17 protein-coding genes are annotated in these 14182 nt (G+C 66.0%); 10 read left to right on the top strand and 7 right to left on the bottom strand.

What is annotated here, in order from left to right; genetic code table 11:
• Nucleotides 1-86 precede the first annotated feature (86 nt).
• Nucleotides 87-782 carry an MmpS family transport accessory protein gene (locus tag JO236_RS08970; protein WP_416362197.1) on the top strand — a complete coding sequence of 232 codons (696 nt, stop codon included), beginning with the start codon at nucleotides 87-89 and terminating at the stop codon, nucleotides 780-782.
• 69 nt (nucleotides 783-851) lie between these two features.
• Here JO236_RS08970 and JO236_RS08975 read toward each other — a convergent pair whose 3' ends face one another.
• Nucleotides 852-1577: a ferritin-like fold-containing protein gene (locus JO236_RS08975; protein ID WP_293327566.1), complete on the bottom strand. Its 726-nt coding sequence runs from the start codon at nucleotides 1575-1577 to the stop codon at nucleotides 852-854.
• A gap of 253 nt (nucleotides 1578-1830) precedes the next feature.
• Between JO236_RS08975 and JO236_RS08980 the strand changes: the two genes are divergently transcribed.
• Both JO236_RS08980 and JO236_RS08985 read left to right on the top strand, forming a co-directional pair.
• The gene (locus JO236_RS08980) at nucleotides 1831-3336 is read left to right on the top strand and encodes a DEAD/DEAH box helicase (protein WP_293327569.1); all 1506 of its coding nucleotides are present in this window, start codon (nucleotides 1831-1833) and stop codon (nucleotides 3334-3336) included.
• Between the two features lie 14 nt (nucleotides 3337-3350).
• Nucleotides 3351-4562 (top strand): hypothetical protein, encoded by a 1212-nt coding sequence (locus JO236_RS08985; RefSeq protein WP_293327572.1) that lies wholly within the window; start codon nucleotides 3351-3353, stop codon nucleotides 4560-4562.
• Between the two features lie 28 nt (nucleotides 4563-4590).
• Here the strand turns inward: JO236_RS08985 and JO236_RS08990 are convergent, their stop codons facing one another.
• Nucleotides 4591-5391, bottom strand: a complete 801-nt coding sequence (locus tag JO236_RS08990) for a ParA family protein (RefSeq protein WP_293327575.1) — start codon at nucleotides 5389-5391, stop codon at nucleotides 4591-4593.
• 130 nt (nucleotides 5392-5521) lie between these two features.
• Here JO236_RS08990 and JO236_RS08995 point away from each other — a divergent pair, with 130 nt between their 5' ends.
• From JO236_RS08995 to JO236_RS09005, 3 genes are all read left to right on the top strand, one after another.
• Entirely contained in the window at nucleotides 5522-6112 is a 591-nt protein-coding gene (locus tag JO236_RS08995) for an acid phosphatase (RefSeq protein ID WP_293327578.1), read from the top strand.
• A gap of 64 nt (nucleotides 6113-6176) precedes the next feature.
• Nucleotides 6177-7274: an isochorismate synthase gene (locus JO236_RS09000; RefSeq protein WP_293327581.1), complete on the top strand. Its 1098-nt coding sequence runs from the start codon at nucleotides 6177-6179 to the stop codon at nucleotides 7272-7274.
• Between the two features lie 14 nt (nucleotides 7275-7288).
• The gene (locus JO236_RS09005; protein WP_293327610.1) at nucleotides 7289-7747 is read left to right on the top strand and encodes a GNAT family N-acetyltransferase; all 459 of its coding nucleotides are present in this window, start codon (nucleotides 7289-7291) and stop codon (nucleotides 7745-7747) included.
• Here the strand turns inward: JO236_RS09005 and JO236_RS09010 are convergent.
• Nucleotides 7699-8130, bottom strand: a complete 432-nt coding sequence (locus JO236_RS09010) for a hypothetical protein (RefSeq protein WP_293327584.1) — start codon at nucleotides 8128-8130, stop codon at nucleotides 7699-7701. The genes JO236_RS09005 and JO236_RS09010 overlap by 49 nt on opposite strands.
• Before the next feature lie 57 nt (nucleotides 8131-8187).
• Between JO236_RS09010 and JO236_RS09015 the strand changes: the two genes are divergently transcribed.
• Complete coding sequence (locus JO236_RS09015) at nucleotides 8188-9165, top strand: diacylglycerol/lipid kinase family protein (RefSeq protein ID WP_293327586.1); 978 nt, start codon at nucleotides 8188-8190, stop codon at nucleotides 9163-9165.
• A 278-nt stretch (nucleotides 9166-9443) separates the two neighbouring features.
• Nucleotides 9444-9698: a transcriptional regulator WhiB1 gene (gene whiB1 / locus JO236_RS09020; RefSeq protein ID WP_067205475.1), complete on the top strand. Its 255-nt coding sequence runs from the start codon at nucleotides 9444-9446 to the stop codon at nucleotides 9696-9698.
• 57 nt (nucleotides 9699-9755) lie between these two features.
• Here whiB1 and JO236_RS09025 read toward each other — a convergent pair whose 3' ends face one another.
• On the bottom strand, nucleotides 9756-11255 hold the full coding sequence (locus tag JO236_RS09025; protein WP_293327592.1) for a sensor histidine kinase: 1500 nt from the start codon (nucleotides 11253-11255) through the stop codon (nucleotides 9756-9758).
• 59 nt (nucleotides 11256-11314) lie between these two features.
• Complete coding sequence (locus JO236_RS09030; RefSeq protein WP_293327613.1) at nucleotides 11315-11530, bottom strand: biotin/lipoyl-binding carrier protein; 216 nt, start codon at nucleotides 11528-11530, stop codon at nucleotides 11315-11317.
• 206 nt (nucleotides 11531-11736) lie between these two features.
• Here JO236_RS09030 and JO236_RS22500 point away from each other — a divergent pair, with 206 nt between their 5' ends.
• Nucleotides 11737-11811, top strand: a complete 75-nt coding sequence (locus JO236_RS22500; protein ID WP_089025046.1) for a 50S ribosomal protein bL37 — start codon at nucleotides 11737-11739, stop codon at nucleotides 11809-11811.
• Between the two features lie 125 nt (nucleotides 11812-11936).
• On the opposite strand, the gene rsrA is transcribed toward JO236_RS22500, so the two are convergent.
• Nucleotides 11937-12245, bottom strand: a complete 309-nt coding sequence (gene rsrA / locus JO236_RS09035) for a mycothiol system anti-sigma-R factor (RefSeq protein ID WP_293327595.1) — start codon at nucleotides 12243-12245, stop codon at nucleotides 11937-11939.
• Nucleotides 12242-12892, bottom strand: a complete 651-nt coding sequence (locus JO236_RS09040; protein WP_293327615.1) for a sigma-70 family RNA polymerase sigma factor — start codon at nucleotides 12890-12892, stop codon at nucleotides 12242-12244. The genes rsrA and JO236_RS09040 overlap by 4 nt, the downstream gene beginning before the upstream one ends.
• A 315-nt stretch (nucleotides 12893-13207) precedes the next feature.
• Here JO236_RS09040 and JO236_RS09045 point away from each other — a divergent pair, with 315 nt between their 5' ends.
• Nucleotides 13208-14056: an SDR family oxidoreductase gene (locus JO236_RS09045; RefSeq protein WP_293327598.1), complete on the top strand. Its 849-nt coding sequence runs from the start codon at nucleotides 13208-13210 to the stop codon at nucleotides 14054-14056.
• Nucleotides 14057-14182: the final 126 nt, after the last annotated feature.

Raw genomic sequence — 14182 nt, forward strand, 5'->3', positions numbered from 1 at the left:
CCCTGCGACCAGGTCGTTACTCCGCAGTAAGCGAAACGACACTGGCACAACCCAATCCGTGATTTCACGACAGTAACATCAGCATCATCGGTAACAGGTTGAAACAACTCGTCGATGACATCGAGGACTACCCGGACGACGAGAACTGCGATACGGACAGCTTCGGCTACGAAGAGCTGGGCTGGCCGGCGGATCGGCGATGGCGCCCGGCGGTGGCCATCATCGGCGCTGTCATGGCGCTGGGCGCTGTGGCAACCGCGGTCATCATCAACAGCGGGGATAGCGCGACAACCAAGGCCACCGTGGGGGCACCGACACCCACTCCGCACACCGTGATCTCCACCACCTCGCCCAGGCCCACGGCGCCGCCGTCGACTACTTCGCCCGCACCACAACTGCCCCGCGAGACGGTCACCACCGTGATTCCGACCAGCCCCGCGCTGACGACGCCGGGCACATTGCCCAATGCCGCGCCGCCGCCCGTCGCAGTGCCCCCGCGCATCGCAGTGAACCCGCGCACCGTCGTCTATAGCGTGACCGGATCCAAACAGCTAATCGACCTGGTCAACGTCGTCTACACCGACGCCCGGGGCTTTCCCGTGACCGAGTTCAACGTTGCGCTGCCATGGACGAAGGTGGTGGTGCTGAACCCCGGCGTGCAAACACAGTCAGTGATTGCGAGCAGCATCTACAGCCGGCTGGACTGCTCGATCGTCAACGCGCAGGGCCAGTTGGTCAAAACGTCGACGAACAACTCAGCGATAGCGACCTGCACTCGCTAGCGGCAAAGCCGCCATTAGCCCCGCGGCGATCGCAAGAGCGGCGAAGCCGGTCGCGGCGGGTCGCCGCCATCAGCTTGAGCTGAGTCCGAGTTCCCGCATGCGCTGGTCGTGGGTGTGCTGCAAATGTTCGAAGAAGGCACCAAGCTGGCCCAATCCGCCGGTCCCGAACAACACCAGGTCGACGAGCTCATCGTGGTCGGCCAGCAGGTACTGCGCCTGCGTGATCGCTTCGCCCAGGAGACGACGAGACCACAGCGCCAGCCGGCTGCGCTGCTTGCCGCTGGCGGTGACTGCGGCGCGCACTTCGGCGACCACGAACTGGGAGTGCCCCGTCTCCGACAAGGCGGCCCGCACCACGTCGGCGACCTCGTCGGCCAGTCCGTCGGCGATCTCCAGGTACAAATCGGCGGCCAACGCATCACCGACATAGGTCTTCACCAGGGCTTCCAACCAGGTGCTCGGGGTCGTCAGCCGGTGGTAGTTCTCCAGCGCCGAGACGTATTTCGACATCGCCGACACGACGTCGACGCCTCGACTCTCCAGCGCGTCACGCAGTAGCTCGTAGTGGCCCATCTCGGCGGCGGCCATGCTCGCCATCGAGATCCGGCCCCGCAGGTCGGGCGCCATCCGAGCCTCTTCGGTCAACCGGTAGAAGGCCGCCACCTCGCCGTACGCCAACACCGCGAACAATTCGTTGACGCCGGGATGATCCGCCGGCAGCCGCACCCGGTCCGGATCGGCCACTCGGTCGGCCGCCGAGCCCGTACGAGAGGGGACGGGGGAAGGCGACGTCATGGCCACACTCTAGTCGGCGCGCTTAACAGAAGATGGGCGCCAGCTGTCGACCAGCTATCATGCAAGGAGGTAATAGCTTTATTGCTGTTGCCGGCGAAATGTGCGTGCATGTGCCGGCCCACCATCGAGCGTGGGCCCCGGCGCCTCGGCGGCGATATCGAAGTCGGAACTCGTGCGCGCGTGAACCGCGATGAAGAGAAGTACGACACACGACCGACAACGTTTACGCCACCGGAAGGCTTGCTAACCACGTATGACTGCTCTGAAAAGCACAACTGAACTGACCCCTGAAACAACGTTTGCCGAACTCGGCGTCCGCGACGAAATAGTTCGCGCGCTCACGGAGAAGGGCATCGAGCGACCTTTTGCTATCCAGGAGCTCACCCTGCCGCTGGCGCTGGCCGGCGAGGATGTGATCGGCCAGGCCCGCACCGGCATGGGCAAGACGTTTGCCTTCGGCGTTCCGCTGCTGCAGCGGATCACCGCCGACACCGCGACCAGGCCGCTGACCGGCGCACCACGAGCCCTAGCGGTGGTGCCCACTCGCGAGCTCTGCCTGCAGGTGACCGACGACCTGGCCACCGCAGCCAGGTACCTGACCGCGAACGACGATCGCCCGCTGTCGGTGGTCTCCATCTATGGCGGCCGGGCCTACGAACCCCAGATCGAGGCGTTGCACAAGGGCGCCGACGTCGTGGTGGGCACCCCGGGCCGGCTGCTCGACCTGTGCCAACAGGGTCACCTGCAGCTGGGTGGCCTGTCGGTGCTGGTGCTCGATGAGGCCGACGAAATGCTCGACTTGGGCTTTTTGCCCGACATCGAACGCATTCTGCGCCAGATCCCGGCCGATCGTCAGTCGATGCTGTTCTCGGCGACCATGCCGGATCCGATCATCACCCTGGCCCGCACGTTCATGGACCAGCCCACTCACATCCGGGCCGAGGCGCCGCATTCGTTGGCCGTGCACGACACCACCGAGCAATTCGTCTACCGCGCTCACGCGCTGGACAAGGTGGAGTTGGTCAGCCGGATACTGCAGGCTAACGGCCGAGGCGCCACGATGGTCTTCACGCGCACCAAGCGCACCGCGCAGAAGGTGGCCGACGAGTTGGAGGAGCGCGGTTTCGCGGTAGGCGCCGTGCACGGCGACCTCGGCCAGATCGCGCGCGAAAAGGCGCTCAAGGCTTTTCGCGCCGGTGATATCGACGTGCTGGTCGCCACCGACGTCGCCGCCCGGGGTATCGACATCGACGATGTCACGCACGTCATCAACTACCAATGCCCCGAGGACGAGAAGATGTACGTCCACCGCATCGGGCGCACCGGCCGTGCCGGCCGCACCGGCGTCGCGGTGACGCTCGTGGACTGGGACGAGCTGCCCCGCTGGACCATGATCGACAAAGCGCTGGGCCTGGGATCCCCCGATCCCGCAGAGACCTACTCGAACTCGCCGCACCTCTATGCCGAGGTGGGCATTCCCCCCGAGGCCGGGGGCAGAGTCCGCGCGCCACGCAAACCCCAGGTCAAACGGCGCGACGAACCGAAGTCGGAGACCCGCACGCGCTCGGGCCCACGACGTCGGCGCACCCGTGGCGGCAAGCCGGTCACCGGCCATCCCACGACCAACACCGGCGCCGACGGCGACGCCACCGCGGAAGCACCATCCGGCTCGGCCGCCGGCAACGGCAACGGCAACGGGACCAGCCGACGTCGCCGTCGCCGTCGCAAGCCAGCCGAAGCAACCGCACAGGTCAACTAAGCCCGCGCTGACGCATGGTCAGACCCGAGCGCAGGACCAAGGCCGACATTGCGATCGCCTCGGCCATCGCCGTCGTCGTGGCCGTGCTCGCGGCGCTGATCTGGTGGACCAGCGACGCCCGGGCCACCGTCAGCCGGCCGGCCGAGGTTCCCGCGGCCAACCCGACTCCCGCCCGGCAAGTGCCTACCTCGCTAAAACAGCTCTGGACCGCTCGCAGCCCCGCGACCACCGTGCCGGTTGTCGTGGGCGGGACGGTGATCACGGGAGACGGGCGACAGGTGGACGGCCGGGACCCAGCCAACGGCGAGTCGCGCTGGAGTTACGCCCGTGACGCCGATCTGTGCGGCGTGTCCTGGGTGTACCACTTTGCCGTCGCCGTCTATAAGGACGATCGCGGTTGCGGCCAGGTGAGTACCATCGACGGCTCCACCGGCCGGCGTGGAGCGGCCCGCAGCAGCTATGCCGATCCGCGGGTGCAGCTCTCCTCTGACGGCACCACGGTGCTGTCGGCGGGCACGACCCGCCTGGAGCTCTGGCGCTCGGACATGGTCCGGATGCTGGCCTACGGCGAGACCGACGCCAGGGTGAAACCGTCCGCGCGAGGCCTGCACTCCGGGTGCACGCTCGAGTCCGCCGCGGCCGGCTCGTCGGCGGTCTCCGTGCTCGAGTCCTGCGCGAACGAGGCCGACCTGCGGCTGGTCCTGTTGCACCCGGGCAAGGAGGACGACGAACCCGACCAACACGTCGTCGCCGAACCCGGAATCAGGGCGGGTACGGGAGCCCGCGTACTGACCGTCTCGGAACACAACACGGCGGTCTACCTGCCCTCCCCGCAGCCCCGCGTCGAGGTGATCGACGAGACCGGCAGCACAGTGGCGAGCACGCTGCTACCCAAGCCGCCCTCCAGCTCGGCTGTCTTGACACAGGCCGGCAACATGATCACCTGGTGGACCGGCGACGCGGTCCTGGTCTTCGATGCGGGCAAGCTGACCCAGCGCTACACGATCGCCGCAGGCGACGCAGTGCCGCTGGGGCCGGGCGTGATGATGGCCGGTCAGCTGCTGGTGCCGGTCACCGACGGGATAGGTGTCTATGACCCGTTGACCGGCACGAACAACGGTTTCATTCCCGTGCAGCGGGAGCCGAGCGCGGCGGCTGTGGTTCCGGCCGTCTCGGGTTCGCGGGTGTTCGAGCAGCGCGGCGACACCGTGGTGGCACTCGGATAAGACCGCGGTTCTGCGTTTGCTTGCCGGGCTAAAGTTCCACCGCGAAGGTCGGCAAGGGTTTGCCCGACTTCCAGTGCTTGAGCAACGCTTGTGCCAGCTCCCGATAGGCCACGGCGCCTTTGTTCTTGCGTCCCGCCATCACCGACGAGCCCGACGCGCTGGCTTCGGCGAAGCGCACCGTGCGCGGGATCGGCGGGGCCAGCACGGGCAGGTCGTAGCGGTCGGCGACGTCGAGCAGCACGTCACGTGTGTGAGTGGTGCGAGAGTCGTACAACGTTGGCAACGCGCCCAGCAACCGCAGGTTCGGGTTGGTGATCTGCTGCACGTCGGCGATCGTGCGCAGGAACTGGCCGACACCGCGGTGCGCCAGCGTCTCGCACTGCAACGGCACCATGACCTCGTCGGCGGCGGTCAGCCCGTTGAGGGTCAGCACGCCCAGCGACGGCGGGCAATCGATGATGACGACATCGAACTGACCGGAGAGCTTGGCCAGCGCGCGTTTGAGCGCGTACTCCCGGCCGGCCCGCATCAGCAGCATCGCCTCGGCCCCGGCCAGGTCGATGTTGGCCGGCAGCAGCGTCATTCCCTCCATGGTCGTGACCAGTGCGACGTTCGGTTCGACCTCACCGAGCAGCACCTCGTGCACCGAGACCGGCAGCTTGTCGGGATCCTGGCCCAACGAGAACGTCAGACAACCCTGCGGATCCAAATCGATGAGCAGCACTTGCCGCCCCTTGTCCACCATCGCCGCACCGAGCGAGGCGACCGTCGTCGTCTTGGCCACCCCGCCTTTCTGGTTGGCCACCGCCAGTACCCGGGTCTCAGTCACAAGCTTCCCGCCCCACTCATCGCTATCTCCCGCTGCACCGTCGCCGCGGACACAGTGCCCATCCTGACACGTTCGGCGTCGCATGGCTCCGGCATGGCTCCCGGCATGTCTTCGGGCACAATCGGTCGACATGGGCCTGCACAACCACCGACTGCTCCTGCTCCGCCACGGCGAGACCACGTGGTCGAAATCAGGTCAGCACACCGGTCGCACCGATCTCGAGCTGACCGACAACGGACGGGCGCAGGCGGAACTCGCCGGGCGCGCGCTGGCGAAACTCGAACCCGACCATCCGCTGGTGATCAGCAGTCCGCGCCAGCGCGCCGTCGACACCGCAAAGCTGGCCGGCCTCACGGTTGACGAGGTGTCTCCGCTGCTCGCCGAGTGGGACTACGGCGCTTACGAGGGCCTGACCACCCCGCAGATCAGGGAATCCGACCCCGACTGGCTGGTGTTCACCCACGGCTGTCCCGGTGGTGAAAGCGTCGCGCAGGTCAGCGATCGAGCCGACCGGGCGATAGCGCTGGCGTTGCAGCACATGGAGTCCCGCGACGTGGTGTTCGTCAGCCACGGCCACTTCTCCCGCTCGGTGATCACGCGCTGGTTGGAGCTGCCCTTAGTCGAGGGCAGCCGCTTCGGCATGCCCACCGCCTCGGTCGCGGTGTGCGGGTTCGAGCACGGGGTGCGACAGCTTTCCGCGCTCGGGTTGAAGGGGCAGTGAAATACCGCGCGGCTGCGGCCTCGGGGTTAAGCGCCCCCCACCCACGCGATGAGGAGCCGGGCGCTTGAATCCCGAGCCGCCGTTTGCGTTGAGCGGGCCACGGGGGACTCTGGTTGCCGACGGCGTGCGAGCGCACTATCACGACGTGTCCACAGCACAGGCGGCGCTGCATTCCGGCGAAGTGTCAATACTGTTGGGAGCGTTGCCTTTTGACGTGAGCCGGCCCGCGGCATTGCTGGCACCGGACACTGTGCGACGCGCCAATACCCGGCCGGACTGGCTCCCGGGCCCGCTGCCGCCGGTTCGGGTCGCCGAGGCCATCCCTACACCCGCCGAGTACCGGGTCCGCATCAGCCGCGCACGAGATCAACTCGCCGCACCGGAGAACCCCCTGCACAAGGTGGTGCTGGCCCGGGCCTTGCGACTGGCCGCCGACGCGCCCCTCGACGCCCGCGCGATCCTGGGCCGCCTCGTTGCCGCCGATCCGGCAGCATACGGCTACCTGGTCGACCTGACGCCGGCTGGCGCAGACTACGCGGGCGCGGCGTTGGTGGGCGCCAGTCCGGAGCTGTTGGTCGCGCGCGCCGGCGACCGCGTGCTGTGCCAACCATTCGCCGGGTCGGCCCCGCGTGCCCTGGACCCGAAACGCGACGCCGCCAACGGCGCCGCATTGGCCCGGTCGGCCAAAGACCGCCACGAGCACCAACTGGTCATCGACACCATGCGCGCGGCTCTCGAGCCGCTCTGCGACGACCTGACGATCGCAACCGAGCCGCAACTGAGCCGAACCGCGGCCGTCTGGCACCTGAGCACACCGATCAGCGGCCGGCTTCGCGAAGCATCAACCACCGCAATAGATCTGGCGTTGACGTTGCATCCCACCCCGGCAGTCGGAGGCGTGCCGACCAAGGCTGCCACCGAGCTCATCGCCGAACTCGAGGGAGACCGCGGTTTCTACGCGGGAGCGGTCGGGTGGTGCGATGCCAGCGGCGACGGCCAATGGGTCGTGTCCATCCGCTGCGCCGAGCTGTCGGCCGACCGGCGCGGCGCGCTCGCGCGCGCGGGTGGCGGCATCGTCGCCGAATCGGATCCCGACGACGAAGTCGAGGAAACCACAACCAAATTCGCCACGATACTGACCGCGCTGGGAGTACAGCTGTGACCATCCGCCGCGTCATGCCCGAGGACGCCGCCGACATTACGGCGATGATCCACCAGCTCGCCGAGTTCGAGCGCGCCGCCGATCAATGCACGGTCACCGAAACACAAATTGCCACAGCACTATTCGGTGGTTTCCCGACGTTGCATGGGCACGTCGCCGAGGTCGACGGCGAAATCGCGGCGATGGCACTGTGGTTCCTCACCTTCTCCACCTGGGATGGCGTCGCGGGTATCTATCTGGAAGACCTGTTCGTGCGGCCACAGTTTCGCCGCCGCGGCCTGGCAAGTCGATTGCTGGCCGCGTTGGCGGCTGAATGCCGCGACAATGGCTACACGCGACTGGGATGGGCTGTGCTGGAATGGAACTCGGATGCCATTGCGGTCTATGACGGGGTCGGCGCCCGACCGCAACGCGAGTGGATCAGCTACCGGCTCTCCGGGCCGCGGCTGGCCGAGCTGGCCGAACCGCGCTGACCGCCCCCGGCGGCCCAGCGCACGGCGGCGGGACTGAACAGCAGCGCCAACCCGGTCAGCGCGACCACCCCCAGCGGAATCCCGAACAACGGCCGATGCGACCCCACCGCCAGGTACCACGACACGGGTAACAGCAACAGCTGCGTGAACACTCCCAGCCCGCGACCCCAGCGCTTGCCGACGATCAGCGCGTACCCGGCGGCCACCACCGCGCCGCCGACCAAAGCGAACCACACCGCGGTGCCCAGGCCATTGACCCCACGCTGGTCAGCCCCGCCGAGTCCGCGTACCACCAGCACCGCCGCCACCAGCAGCGCCGCCGCACCCTGCACCGCGACGATCAGCCCCGCCCCACGCACGGGTCCCGGGACGCTCGCAGTCACAGCGTCAGCGTAGTCACGTACCCCGTGGGATTCCGGCCACGCCTAAGCTCATGCATCATGCGCGCTGTGCTGATCGTCAACCCAACAGCCACATCCACCACTCCGGCCGCTCGCGATCTGTTGACGCACGCGCTCAAGAGCCGCCTCGATCTCACCGTTGAGCACACGACGCACCGCGGTCACGGCACCGAACTCGCGCAGAAGGCGGTCGACGACGGTCTCGACCTCGTGGTAGTGCACGGAGGTGACGGGACGGTCAGCGGGGTGGTCAACGGCTTGCTTGGCCGGCCCGGCACCAGCCCACCTCCAGCGCAGGCCGGCCGCGTTCCCGCGGTTGCCGTGGTGCCTGGCGGTTCGGCCAATGTGCTGGCCAGGTCATTGGGTATCGCGAAGGACCCGGTTGCCGCCACCAACCAACTCATCCAGCTGCTCGACGACTACCGGCGCCACCAAAGGTGGCGGCGCATCGGCCTGATCGACTGCGGCGAACAGTGGGCGATTATCAACGCGGGCATGGGCGTCGACGCCGAGGTGGTGGCCGGAGTGGAGGCGCAGCGCGACAAGGGCGTCAAGGTCACGCCATTGCGCTACTGGCGGGTGGCGATTCCCATCACCGTGGCATTCAGCCGCCGCGCACCGCTGCTCACGCTGGAGCTACCCGACCGCGAACCGATTCCGGGTGTGCACTTTGCCTGGGTGTCCAACACTCGTCCGTGGACCTATAGCAACAACCGGCCGATGGTGACCAACCCCGGTTGCAGTTTCGAGTCGGGGCTCGGCGTGTTCGCGGTCACCAGTATGAAAGTGTTTCCCACATTGCGATTGCTGAGCCAGATCCTCTCGAAACGCCCCGACCCGCAGGCCAAACAACTCGTCCGCAACGATGACGCGGCTTACCTACGTCTCACCTCCACCGGCTCACCGGTCGCGAGTCAGTTCGACGGGGAGTACCTCGGCATGCGTGAAGCGATGACATTCCGCGCCGTTCCAGACGCACTGGCGGTGGTTGCCCCACCTGCCAAAAATCGCGGCTGAACTGCAGCAACAGGACGCGGAGGGCCCATCGGAAAATTATCAGCGGAAAATTGCGCGGCTATGTAGTAGAACTGAGTAAGGGCTTCGGTAAGAGATCGTCGAAGTGAGATAGCCCACGAGCGAACTGAAGCTATTGACATCTCTTGAGCCTGTGAAACGATCAAAAGGTTGCACGCAGAAATTATGTAGGGGTACGGGATCCTTTGGTGTGCACGCGTAACAGCGGAAACTGAAACGCCCGTGCGCCTTGCTGCGCACTCAGTGAGGAGTAACAACTTATGGATTGGCGCCACAAGGCGGTCTGTCGCGACGAGGATCCCGAACTGTTTTTCCCGGTAGGGAATAGCGGTCCGGCGCTCGCACAGATCGCTGACGCGAAACTGGTTTGCAATCGGTGCTCGGTGACCACGGACTGCCTATCCTGGGCTCTTAACACCGGCCAGGACTCTGGCGTCTGGGGCGGCATGAGCGAAGACGAACGGCGTGCTTTGAAGCGTCGTAACGCCCGGACGAAGGCACGCAGCGGAGTCTGACGCAGTTTTCTCTGAGTGCGGCCTCGACAAAACGTCGGGGCCGCACTGCTGCGTGCGCTAAAGCAGCAATCGGGCCCGGCGACCGATCGGCACTCGTAGCACCACATCGGTGCCGTGATCGGGGGCTTCGCGCATGCCCAACGAACCGTCCAGCTCCGCGGAAACCAGGGTCCGCACGATTTGCAGGCCCAGACTGTCCGACTTCTCCAGGCTGAATCCCTCGGGCAGGCCGCGCCCGTCGTCGTGCACCACGACGTCCAGCCAGCGCGCTGAGCGCTCGGCGCGAATCGTCACCGAGCCTCCCGTGGCCACCGGGTCGAACGCGTGCTCGATCGCGTTCTGCACGAGTTCGGTGATCACCATGATCAGTGCCGTCGCGCGGTCGGAATCCAGTACTCCGAGGTCACCAACGCGGTTGATCCGGATCGGCTGGTCCACCGACGCGACATCGTTCATGATCGGCAGGATGCGGTCGATCACCTCGTCGAGGTTGACCTGCTCGTCGACCGACATCGACAACGCGTCGTGGACCAGAGCGATCGACGACACCCGGCGCACTGACTCGATGAGGGCCTCACGCCCTTCGGCGTTAACCGTGCGGCGGGCCTGCAAGCGCAACAGCGCCGCCACCGTTTGCAGGTTATTTTTCACCCGGTGGTGGATCTCGCGGATCGTGGCGTCCTTGGAGATCAGGGCACGGTCGCGGCGCTTCACCTCGGTCACGTCGCGGATCAGGATCGCGGCGCCCGCGTTCTTCCCGTGCACCACCAGCGGCAGCGTGCGCAGCAGCACAGTGGCGCCACCGGCGTCGACCTCCATCCGCATGCTTGACCCACCGGCCAGCAGGTTGAGCACATGCTCGGCGACCTCCTGCGCCTCGAATGGGTCCGAGATCAGCGGTCTGGTGACTTTGATGAGGTTGCGGCCCTCCAACTCGGTGGTCAGGCCCATCCGGTGGTACGCCGACAGCGCGTTGGGACTGGCGTAGGCGACGATCCCGTCCACGTCGAGACGGATGAATCCGTCACCTGCCCGCGGAGTCGAACGCGACATGGCGACATCGCCCACGTCGGGGAACGTGCCCTCCGACAGCATGTGCACAAGATCGGCCGCGCAATCCAGGTACGCGGTCTCCAGCTGGCCGGCTTTGCGCGGGTCCAAGGCGGCTTGATGTTGCGTCAGCACCGCAACCACGTGCTCGCCGTACCGCACCGGCGAGGCCTGGACGTTCGGGCCGGCCGGTTCGCTCGAATCCTCTTGGCCCGCATCACTTTCCCGAGTGAGTGTGCCGGAGGCAAACGTCGCGGCTACCAGCGGCAGGCTGTCCTCGACGACGACGGAACCCACCGCGTCGGCCAGCATCACCGTCGGTGCGGTGTTCGGCCGGCATTGCGCCACGCACACCAGCTGGCCGTCGTCGCGGCGCACCCACATCAGATAATCGGCGAACGACAGGTCGGCCAGTAGTTGCCATTCCCCCACCACCGCATGCAGGTGATCGACCGCATTGCCCGGCAGCATCGTGTGTTCTGCCAGCAAATCACCCAGCGTGGACATCAGCTTCTCACGTTGTCGTTCCCCGGCGGCACGTGTGCAGGATTCAAATTTCTCGGGGCCTAGCTGATCACTGCGATAAGGTCGCCGGCCTGAATGACGTCGCCCACAGAGACGCTCACCTTGCTGACGGTGCCCGCGACTTCGGCCAGGACGGGAATCTCCATCTTCATGGACTCCAGCAGCACCACGATGTCGCCCTTGCCGATTTCGTCGCCCTCACTGACGACCACTTCGAGCACGCTGGCCACGATCTCGGCGCGAACATCCTCGGCCATCTTCACCCCACTCGTTCCGGCCATTGACGCATGCTGGCTGCTGGTCCATCAGGCTTCGATCAAGGTCATGTATATCGAACCACAAGACCATCTGAGATAGCGGGCGCGCGGTCTGGCGCGGTTCGCCTGCCGGCCGCGTGAGACACTGGTCAACAATCGGGCGCAGTCATGCCAGCCCAACATGGACGAACTACGGAGGTTCCAAGATGGCCAAGCGTGGCCGCAAGAAGCGTGACCGCAAGTACAGCAAGGCTAACCACGGCAAGCGGCCCAACGCCTAGTCGCGCGACGATGCAGACCGCGGAGCGGTCTGAGGAGGAGTGGGACCATCAGCGCTAGTCGCGCGATGATGCAGACCGCGGAGCGGTTTGAGGAGGAGTGGGACCATCAGGCCTAGTCGCGCGGGTTAACCCGGGCCCCCGCGGATGATGGTGGTCCGGCGGATCTCCAGCCGCAGCCTCTCGCGCAGGCCCTGCGGCGCCTTCTCGCCACTGCACTTGTTGGCGATCAACGCCTTGATCCGCTCTTCAATCCCGTAATGCTTGAAGCATCCCGGGCAGGCCTCGAGGTGCCTGCGCAGCTGCTCTTTGGCCTCGGGAGTGCATTCACCGTCCAGCAGGGTCCATACCTCGGAGATCACCTGGGTGCAGTCGATGTAGGCGTGGGCCTCGTGGGAGTCCCCGCCAGGATTGGCCGAGCATGAGAACTCGTTCATGACGACACCTCCTCGTGCGCCTGCTCGCCCCGTACAAAGCCGCGCTCCTTGGCGACATCGGCCAACAGGTCACGCAGCTGGCGTCTGCCGCGATGAAGCCGCGACATCACCGTACCTATCGGCGTGCCCATGATTTCTGCGATTTCCTTATACGGGAAACCTTCGACGTCGGCGTAGTAGACGGCCATCCGGAACTCTTCCGGCAAGGCCTGCAACGCCTCCTTGATTTCGGTGTCCGGCAATGCCTCTAGCGCCTCCACCTCGGCCGACCGCAGCCCCGTCGAGGAATGCTCCGCGTTGGCTGCCAGTTGCCAGTCGGTGATCTCCTCGGTCGGATATTCGGCCGGTTGCCGCTGCCTCTTGCGGTAGCTGTTGATATAGGTGTTCGTAAGAATCCGGTATAGCCACGCCTTGAGATTGGTGCCCTTGCGGAACGAACGAAATCCCGCGTAGGCCTTAACCATCGTCTCTTGGAGCAGGTCCTCGGCGTCGGCGGGATTGCGCGTCATACGCAGCGCACCACCGTAGAGCTGGTCCAGCAGAGGGATCGCGTCGCGCTCGAATCGCGCCGTTAGTTCGGCGTCGGTCTCATCGGGCGGCGCGGGCTCAGGCACGTCCACCGGGGTGACGCCATCAACGTCGGCCATATTGCCTAACACGGTCCCTTCGTTTGCGGTGTCAGCGGGCTGTACCGAAGGCGACACCGGACTCAGCAGGAAGCGCTCTAACTGCTCCTCGTCCAACAAGCTCGTCGCCGTTGACACCCGGTTCGCTCCTCCCAATCTAAAGGCCGTGACCGACGCTGTCTGCCCCGGTTGTTCTCACCAGGACAAATCGCATGAAACAACGGCAAGACCCAGCGCGCTATTTCCGGTATCGGTGGGCGTGAACCCCACAGCCACGCACTACGCAAGCGGCGCACCCATGAAATTGGCGGTCACCGGCAGCGTTAGGGTGACGCCATGTCCCTCGAAGGTAAGACCATGTTCATCTCCGGCGCCAGCCGTGGTATCGGTCTGGCGATCGCCAAACGCGCAGCGCAGGACGGCGCCAACATCGCCCTCATCGCGAAAACGGCCGAGCCGCACCCGAAGCTGCCCGGAACGGTGTACACCGCGGCCAAGGAGCTCGAGGACGCAGGCGGACAGGCACTGCCGATTGTCGGGGACGTCCGCGACCCCGATTCCGTCGAGTCCGCCGTGGCTAAGACCGTCGAGCAGTTCGGGGGGATCGACATCTGCGTCAACAACGCCTCGGCGATCAACCTCGGATCCATCGCCGAGGTCCCGATGAAGCGCTTCGACCTAATGAACGGCATCCAGGTGCGGGGCACATACGCGGTCTCCCAGGCCTGCATCCCGCACCTGAAGGGCAGGGAGAACCCGCACATCCTGACGCTGTCGCCGCCCGTCCTGCTCGGCAAGGAGTGGCTCAAGCCGACGGCGTACATGATGGCCAAATTCGGTATGACATTGTGCGCGTTGGGGATCGCAGAGGAGATGCGTGACGAGGGCATCGCGTCGAACACCTTGTGGCCGCGCACACTGGTGGCCACCGCCGCGGTGCAGAACCTGCTCGGCGGCGACGAGGCGATGGGCCGGGCCCGCAAGCCCGAGGTGTATTCCGACGCGGCTTACGTCATCCTCAACAAGCCCTCCCGCGAATACACGGGCAACATGCTGCTATGCGAGGACGTCCTGGTGGATTCCGGCGTCGACGACCTGTCGGTGTACGACTGCATCCCGGGTTCGACGCTCGGAGTCGACTTTTGGGTCGACGGCGTCAACCCGCCGGGTTACACCGGGCCCTGACAATGGATTTGGCGGCACGAGCGTAACGCCACGGCGAAAACCAGCGCCGGATTTCGCAGTGGCGTTACGCTCGCGCGGACTCGCTGCGCGTCAGTCTGGTCTCGGCGGTCCCTTCGTAGCTGAGCT

The sequence above is a fragment of the Mycobacterium sp. genome, assembly GCF_019247635.1.
Lineage (GTDB): Bacteria > Actinomycetota > Actinomycetes > Mycobacteriales > Mycobacteriaceae > Mycobacterium.

Coding starts and splice junctions, on each gene's coding strand:
- JO236_RS08985 (WP_293327572.1), top strand. CDS start 3,351: ATGGTCAGACCCGAGCGCAGGACCAAGGCCGACATTGCGATCGCCTCG.
- JO236_RS08980 (WP_293327569.1), top strand. CDS start 1,831: ATGACTGCTCTGAAAAGCACAACTGAACTGACCCCTGAAACAACGTTT.
- JO236_RS09030 (WP_293327613.1), bottom strand. CDS start 11,530: ATGGCCGAGGATGTTCGCGCCGAGATCGTGGCCAGCGTGCTCGAAGTG.
- JO236_RS09005 (WP_293327610.1), top strand. CDS start 7,289: ATGCCCGAGGACGCCGCCGACATTACGGCGATGATCCACCAGCTCGCC.
- whiB1 (WP_067205475.1), top strand. CDS start 9,444: ATGGATTGGCGCCACAAGGCGGTCTGTCGCGACGAGGATCCCGAACTG.
- JO236_RS08975 (WP_293327566.1), bottom strand. CDS start 1,577: ATGACGTCGCCTTCCCCCGTCCCCTCTCGTACGGGCTCGGCGGCCGAC.
- JO236_RS09015 (WP_293327586.1), top strand. CDS start 8,188: ATGCGCGCTGTGCTGATCGTCAACCCAACAGCCACATCCACCACTCCG.
- JO236_RS08995 (WP_293327578.1), top strand. CDS start 5,522: ATGGGCCTGCACAACCACCGACTGCTCCTGCTCCGCCACGGCGAGACC.
- rsrA (WP_293327595.1), bottom strand. CDS start 12,245: ATGAACGAGTTCTCATGCTCGGCCAATCCTGGCGGGGACTCCCACGAG.
- JO236_RS09025 (WP_293327592.1), bottom strand. CDS start 11,255: ATGTCCACGCTGGGTGATTTGCTGGCAGAACACACGATGCTGCCGGGC.
- JO236_RS09045 (WP_293327598.1), top strand. CDS start 13,208: ATGTCCCTCGAAGGTAAGACCATGTTCATCTCCGGCGCCAGCCGTGGT.
- JO236_RS09040 (WP_293327615.1), bottom strand. CDS start 12,892: ATGGCCGACGTTGATGGCGTCACCCCGGTGGACGTGCCTGAGCCCGCG.